This window comes from Paenibacillus sp. 1-18, from assembly GCF_000520755.1.
Taxonomy (GTDB): Bacteria; Bacillota; Bacilli; order Paenibacillales; family Paenibacillaceae; genus Paenibacillus; species Paenibacillus brasilensis.
In genome coordinates, this window is record NZ_ASSB01000299.1 from 24,293 (window position 1) to 31,021 (window position 6,729).

Annotated in this window: 8 protein-coding genes; 1 reads left to right on the plus strand and 7 read right to left on the minus strand. The window is 45.8% G+C overall.

Annotated elements, in window-relative coordinates; translation table 11 throughout:
• Positions 1–34: 34 nt before the first annotated feature.
• The 6 genes from holB to L693_RS0118860 all read right to left on the minus strand — a co-directional run bounded on the left by holB (position 35) and on the right by L693_RS0118860 (position 4,869).
• The gene (gene holB, locus L693_RS0118835) at positions 35–1,030 is read right to left on the minus strand and encodes a DNA polymerase III subunit delta' (RefSeq protein ID WP_025719052.1); all 996 of its coding nucleotides are present in this window, start codon (positions 1,028–1,030) and stop codon (positions 35–37) included.
• A 127-nt stretch (positions 1,031–1,157) separates the two neighbouring features.
• Positions 1,158–1,601, minus strand: a complete 444-nt coding sequence (locus tag L693_RS0118840; protein WP_025719053.1) for a YaaR family protein — start codon at positions 1,599–1,601, stop codon at positions 1,158–1,160.
• A 197-nt stretch (positions 1,602–1,798) separates the two neighbouring features.
• Positions 1,799–2,128 carry a cyclic-di-AMP receptor gene (locus tag L693_RS0118845; protein WP_007427998.1) on the minus strand — a complete coding sequence of 110 codons (330 nt, stop codon included), beginning with the start codon at positions 2,126–2,128 and terminating at the stop codon, positions 1,799–1,801.
• A 74-nt stretch (positions 2,129–2,202) separates the two neighbouring features.
• Complete coding sequence (tmk, locus tag L693_RS0118850; protein ID WP_025719055.1) at positions 2,203–2,850, minus strand: dTMP kinase; 648 nt, start codon at positions 2,848–2,850, stop codon at positions 2,203–2,205.
• Positions 2,851–2,955: 105 nt separating this feature from the next.
• Complete coding sequence (locus L693_RS0118855) at positions 2,956–4,539, minus strand: aminotransferase class I/II-fold pyridoxal phosphate-dependent enzyme (protein WP_025719057.1); 1,584 nt, start codon at positions 4,537–4,539, stop codon at positions 2,956–2,958.
• A 144-nt stretch (positions 4,540–4,683) separates the two neighbouring features.
• Positions 4,684–4,869 carry a sigma factor G inhibitor Gin gene (locus L693_RS0118860; protein WP_025719060.1) on the minus strand — a complete coding sequence of 62 codons (186 nt, stop codon included), beginning with the start codon at positions 4,867–4,869 and terminating at the stop codon, positions 4,684–4,686.
• A 400-nt stretch (positions 4,870–5,269) separates the two neighbouring features.
• On the opposite strand from L693_RS0118860, the gene L693_RS0118865 reads away from it, so the two are divergent.
• Positions 5,270–5,797: a hypothetical protein gene (locus L693_RS0118865; RefSeq protein ID WP_025719061.1), complete on the plus strand. Its 528-nt coding sequence runs from the start codon at positions 5,270–5,272 to the stop codon at positions 5,795–5,797.
• 299 nt (positions 5,798–6,096) lie between these two features.
• On the opposite strand, the gene L693_RS0118875 is transcribed toward L693_RS0118865, so the two are convergent.
• The gene (locus tag L693_RS0118875; RefSeq protein ID WP_025719063.1) at positions 6,097–6,516 is read right to left on the minus strand and encodes a hypothetical protein; all 420 of its coding nucleotides are present in this window, start codon (positions 6,514–6,516) and stop codon (positions 6,097–6,099) included.
• Positions 6,517–6,729 lie beyond the last annotated feature (213 nt).

Genomic DNA, 6,729 nt, shown 5'->3' on the forward strand with positions numbered 1-6,729 from the left:
GGATTGTACAGAGTGGAACAAGAGCGCCTTCCTGTTAGCCGGTGATAGAACCGCTTGTATCGGACAAACCAATCAGAAGCTGCTCCACGCATAATTGTCCATTGACGTTAAAACGGAGCTTCTTTCTGCAATTCGCGGCCAAATCCATATAAGAGACCCATTGTTCCGTGCTGCGGGTGATTGCCAATTTGGAGACGGACTCCAAATGATCTATGAAAACAATGCTTTCGTGCCTTCCGTAACGGAAATGAAGCATATCTTTAAACCACAAATGAAACAGATGAAACAGAATATCCAGGTGTTCAGAAAGTCCAGTTTTAAAAATCTTCTGTTGAGCCAGAATAATGGACGAGCTCCCCCGGCTCATGGACTCCTTCACTAATTGTAACACTACGTTTCTAATTTCTGCAAACCAATTCTGCTGGAGAATTTCTCTACATGATTCCAGTCCCGAAGCCATATGAACTACCGATCGGACAAGTCCTGCCGTATAGCCTTCCCCAATCAACTCCTGCATCATCATTTCCGGATGTAAGGCATGAAAAGGAACCATCTGCGACCGTGATTGGATTGTAGGCAGCAAAGCCTGTCCATTTTCAGAAATGAGTATGCCGACCACGGGTAACTGAGGCTCCTCCAGAAATTTCAACAGGCTGTTTGCAGCCTGCACTGTCATGGTATCCGCCCGCTGGATGATATATACCTTCGGATTAGAGCTTTCTGATCTATAAGAAAATATACGCTGAAGTCCGCGAATCTGATCAATTTTAATTGTAGCCCCATCCGGCTCTACAATATGCAAGTCGGGATGGTTTCCGTGTTCTACCTTACGACAGGACAAACACTCTCCACATGCATCATCCGTCCGTCGCTCACAAAATAAAGCCTTGGCAAAGGTCTGTGCCATTTTCATCTGCCCGCTTCCTGGCGGACCACTAAAAACATAGGCATGGTTGACCGTATGATTCCGCAGCGCGTTTTGAAGCATCTTTTTGGCTATATCCTGCCCTATTATATGTTGGAAAGACATAATTCCTCACTTTCACGTCTGCCCACATGCACTACATAGTCAAAAATAATCTGCCAGCATGATCAGCAAGCAGATTATTTCTTCGTGGCGACAGCCCATTGTATTCATTTATAACATAAAGTCTGCATTAAAAAGAGAGATTAATCAGCAATCCTCTTATTTCACCGACTCCTTGCAAAAGTTCAATCTTTCCTTGCTCGGTTTCGAGCAGCTCATCCGCCATCTTGAGCAATATCTCATCCACTTCATCAATCAGCTTATAACGCTTGCTGCGCCCCCGCCGATCCCAGCCCTTCGTATCCTTCATGGACACGCCTCGCCGAACTGTATCCTCCAAAAACCGTTTGACCAGCATTTTATAGGCCTTTAGCTCACGAATCGTCATTGAGCGTGCAAGACGATCCCCCTGCATTTGAATTTCCTTAAAGCGCCGATTCAATTCCTGCTGTGAAGCCTGCTCCCCATTTTGCTGCATAACATCGGAAAAACTCTTGGGCTGAATCGGCTTCGTGCTCATCTCATTCGTAGACAATGTACTTTGTAAAGGGCGATAGCCCGGATTTATTTTCATATAAACCTGCTTTCTCCCCGGGTGCTTCCACTTTTCCCTCTTCAACAGTTCAATTTGGAACTTGAGGGTCCTATCGGCTTCTCCGGGGATTGCGCTTTAGCGCTGCCGTTTTAGTGGATCTGCCCTCACTCCCATTATGTGAGCAAGACACAAGCATTTCCCTATCATATCGGCAGAATAGGTCCTATTGTGTAGATTCAGAAATGCTCGAAACGGTCTACAGGCATCACGAACACCGTAGCTCCACCGACCTGTACTTCAACAGGCAATGGCAGATAGGAGTCCGTCGTCCCGCTCATAGGGGTAACGGGTGTGACCAGCTGTTCACGAACCTTGCAACTGCTGCGAATGACATTCATCAGCGAGTCCACCTGATTGTCATCGACACCGATCATAAACGTCGTATTACCTGCACGCAGAAATCCCCCTGTGCTCGCCAATTTGGTAGCACGGAAATTAGCTTTCACCAGTCCGCTGGATAATCTGTTACTATCCTTATCCTGTACAATCGCAATAATCAGCTTCATCCTGTATTCCTCCTTCAAGCCATATTAGGGGCAACCTTGTCCCTAGCTCAATTTTACCGTATATCCTTCGACAATTACACGTTAAAATTCTGAATAAATCGCTTTTTCAGCAAATCCTTCAATACCTGCTCTACCTGCTCCGGTGCAGGAGATGCATCGACAATCGTAATTCGCTCCGGAAATTTACGGGCAAGCTCCAGATAGGCCTCTCTCACCTTATGATGAAACGATATGCTCTCCATATCGAGGCGATCCATCCCCTCTCCACGTGATGCATTAATTCTCGCTAATCCCAACTCGGGTTCGATATCCAGATAAAACGTAGCATCCGGCTCCCAATCATCGACCGCAAAACGATTAATTGAAGCAACCTCATCTATCCCGATTCCTCTTGCAAATCCTTGATAGACCAAGCTGCTATCTACAAAACGATCACATAATACGATAGATCCCTGTTCAACTGCCGGCTTTACCTTCTCCACCAAATGCTGGCGCCGGGCTGCCGCATATAAAAGCGCCTCTGTCCGGGCATCCATACTGGTATGGGCCGGGTCCAAAATGATAGCACGAATCTTCTCAGAAATTTCGATGCCACCCGGCTCCCTCGTCGTGATGACAGGATGCCCTTCCTCCTCCATGAACTTGGCCAGCCGTTGGATCATGGTTGTTTTACCGGAGCCATCTCCCCCTTCTAGCGTAATAAAAATACCTTTGCGATTCATATCGTTCCCTGCTTTCCAGCCTGAAAAATAAAAGTCACCCACAGGCTCGTATGCTTCTTTTATCCAGCCTTCTGTATTTGTCGTTAAGTCTCTCGGTTCTAACCTTTATTTTAAACGGAATACCCGAATCGTAAGCAACCTTTCATCTGCTGCCCCTTGCCACTTGGCTCCCAAATCACGTAAACGTCTCATCCGCAGAGCCTTCGCCTCCGTGATCTTCTCTCCTGCATATAGCAGCGGAATACCTGGAGGATACGGGATAATCATTTCTGCAGCTACCCTGCCGACCGTGTCCTCTAAAGGCACGACCTCTATCTGTTCCGGGTTAATCGGTTGAAGTCCAAACTGCACCGGATTAGAATAAGCTGTCATACGATCATTGTTCCACGTGGAAAAATCCAAATCTAGTCCATGCTGCTCCATCCCCATGGAATACAGCTCACCAGCCGTCTTCTTAAACCTTATATCATTATTTATATGCACAAACGCCTGCAACAGGTGACTCGCATCTCTGGCCGTAGAGCCTAACGTAAACAGTAAAACAACATGTTTTTCGTCACTCATCTCCGGAATACATCCGTAAGACTCCAGCTCATGCTTTAGTCCAAAGCCATCCAATACACCCAATGCATCGTACAATACTATTTTAAAGGGGTCTTGAGTTGAATACCCGCTGATCCTCTCCCCGTCCTTCTCTAAGCCCTCAGAGCTGTCTTTATGAGCGTCTTCCCCATATTCCGCTTGCTGTGTAGGCTCTACCAAGCGAAAGCGTGGGAGCTGCTCCAGACCCTTTCTAAAAGCATCCACCGCTGCTAACCCCTCCGTAAAGGCGTCCTCGCCATGAACATCAATATGCCATCTTGCCAAATCCAGCGAGGCCATTAACGGATACGAAGGGCTGGAGCTTTGCACCATTGCTAGCCGCTGACGGAGCAGCTCTCGATGGACTCGCTCTCCCTGCACATGCAGCATGGCCCCCATGGTCATAGCTGGGAGCATTTTATGTGTCGACTGAACAACTACATCAGCCCCACAGGAGAGAGCGGAGGCTGGCAAACGAGGATGAAGACCATAATGAGCGCCATGTGCCTCATCTACCAATAGCGGCACATGGGCCGCATGGCAGGCTCTAGCCGTTGTCTTCAGATCATACCCCATCCCATAGTAATTAGGTAGCGTAAGCAATACCCCTTTAGCCGAGGGATAGGCCTTAAGCGCAGCCTTTACCGTATCCGTCGACGGAGCAACCGCCAACCCACTAAGCGTATCTATTTCGGGCTCCAGGAACACTGCAGTAGCCCCTGACAGCATAAGACCATTCAGGACAGACTTGTGTACATTACGCTGAACCAGCAGTATATCTCCCGGCATTGTACATACAGTCAGAATCATAGCCAAATTACCGACCGTGCTTCCTCCAACCAGCCAAAAGCTCTCCTCCGCACCAAAACACTCCGCAGCCAGTTGTTGTCCTTCTCGAATCACATCTTCTGGGTGATGCAAATCATCCAGTCCCGCTATTTCCGTCGCATCAATTGACATCACCTCTTGTAACAGAGACGCGATATCTTCATGCTCGTATACTTGTCCATTTTTGTGACCCGGCACATGAAAAGAAGCATTGCCCTTATTTCGATAACGTATGAGGGCCTCCATTAGTGGTGCATGTCCCGTCGTTTTCCCCATCATTCTGCAATCCTTCCGAAACAAAGCTTTATATCTACCCTATTTTATCGTAAAATCAAGCGGAATCCTACTTTTACTCACAGAAAAAAAGGCCCGTATCGACAGACCTTGGAATGCATTCCTTTAAAGACTAGCTGACAAAGGATATTATGCATTTTTCTGAACCCAGATTTGCTTAAGCTGATCAATAAAAAAATGATATTTGGCGTCTGTTGCATCCGTGTGCACCATTTCAGCTTCACATGCATCGCAGATAAACTCGGAAACGATAAAAATGCCTTCATGCTTGTGTTGGCTGCATATAATGCAGCGGTGGCCGTTTTGATCATGCATATCCATCCCACCTTGTTTCTTTTACTATTAGTATGGGGCACTTTCTACTATTTTAAACCTTTTCATAGCCCAGCTCGACGATATACTCTATATATATTCCCTCTGGGCCCTTATGGTGTTTGTACGCCGTATGTTTAAAAATCTGCCCCCTATGCCGATATAATAAGAAAAGCCCCTATGGTTGGATACCCTTTCATGGGAGCCATGTACACTTCATCAGTGATAGCTTTTCCTCTAATTATAGAATAGGGTAGCTAACGCTAGATGCCAATCAATCTGTACATTCAAAAACCGATGTAATACTTGTTAAAAGCGGCATGAGCGAAGTACCGTCCCTTTATCCGGCTGTGAGCGGGAAGCCACTTATTAGATGCAGTAGATTAATGAAAGGACTGTTTGCATGACAGAGGAAACCGGAACCAAAGCTACCTACTATCACTATAAGCTCATTAAAAAAATCAGTATACCGCGTCAGTTGATATGGAGCCACATCTCACTGCCTGTCATTATGCTTCTCTTTTTACTTCTTGCTTTCTCCTGGACCAGCCTATTTTTGTTTGTCCTCGCCTTTTTCCTGACCTTATGGGTACAATTTGTAATTTCGCGATCTGTACTATTCATAGGTGGCGGAACAGCTTTCCGCAAACGCTGGACATTCCACCGCAAGCTGCCTTGGCTGGGATATATGACAGACCAATACATAGGCTACGGTATCTTTCGTCGTGTGCACATACATACACTCTGGATCGGTATTTGCTTGTCAGCAGTATTTATATTCTGGTCTCCCCCAGCCTTTACTGTATCCTTAATTTTCTGGCATCTCTGGCTTATTGCACCGCGTCTATACATTCTGAGTCGGCTTACAGGCGAGAGAAAGGACGGCATGTTAAAATTCACTGATGAGGATGCCTCCTATTATCAACAGTAAATCTCAACATTCATCTTTCATACAGGTAGAAACTTAGGCCTGATCTAACTGTCTCCAATCATCTGTATCAAAAAAGGAGCATCCCTTGTGAGGTTGCTCCCTTTTTTGTGTTAGTACAATATATGCTTTTATTTCTCCCAAGAATGGGTATCCGTCCTCTGTATCTTCATTAATCATTAGCAGATAGAAAATAAGATCTATGCACATATATAAAAGGAAGCCACTCCGCTACTCCAACAGCAGTTTTGAGTGCTCCCTTATCTAATCTCTCCATTTAGTATTATACACATCATTCCTTACTAATTAAGGTCCACACTTCTACTCTTCGCAGCAGCCTTTCCATCCTTCGGAACCAATACAGTAAAAGAACCATCATGCACAGACAAGTGCACCATGTGCTTATTTTTCTGGAACACCTTCTGATTAGAAGTGGATAAATTCGGTTCCTCCGTCCAGCCCCAAGCTGCAATCTCCTCCAAATAAGCAGCAGGCAGGCTATCACTTTCCTTCAAAGCTGGCAGTGCATAGCGAACATAGTCCATATCCGAGTTACTGCTGGCCCGATCGGTTTTACTAGCTTCTTTGGGAACCGGAAATGTCTTCTCGTTGGCAGCTCCCTCAAACGATGTCCAAGTAGGCTCCTCTTCTACACACCCGGTAAGAATCGCGACAGCGACACTGAATAGCACCAATAGAGCAAGCCATTTATTTCGCCGCATGATCTTCCCTCCTTACCAGCCTGATTGATTATACAAACTCCTCCATAGGAAGTTGCATAATTCTGCAATAATGCAGCGTGTTTGTATGGGATTCAATACCTATTATACAGGGGTTACTCTTACATTCCGTAACAAAAATGTTACCTTCCTTTTGTAAGGACATTTCAAAAATATATGCATATACAAAAGAGGATCATGATCTCAATGAGATCA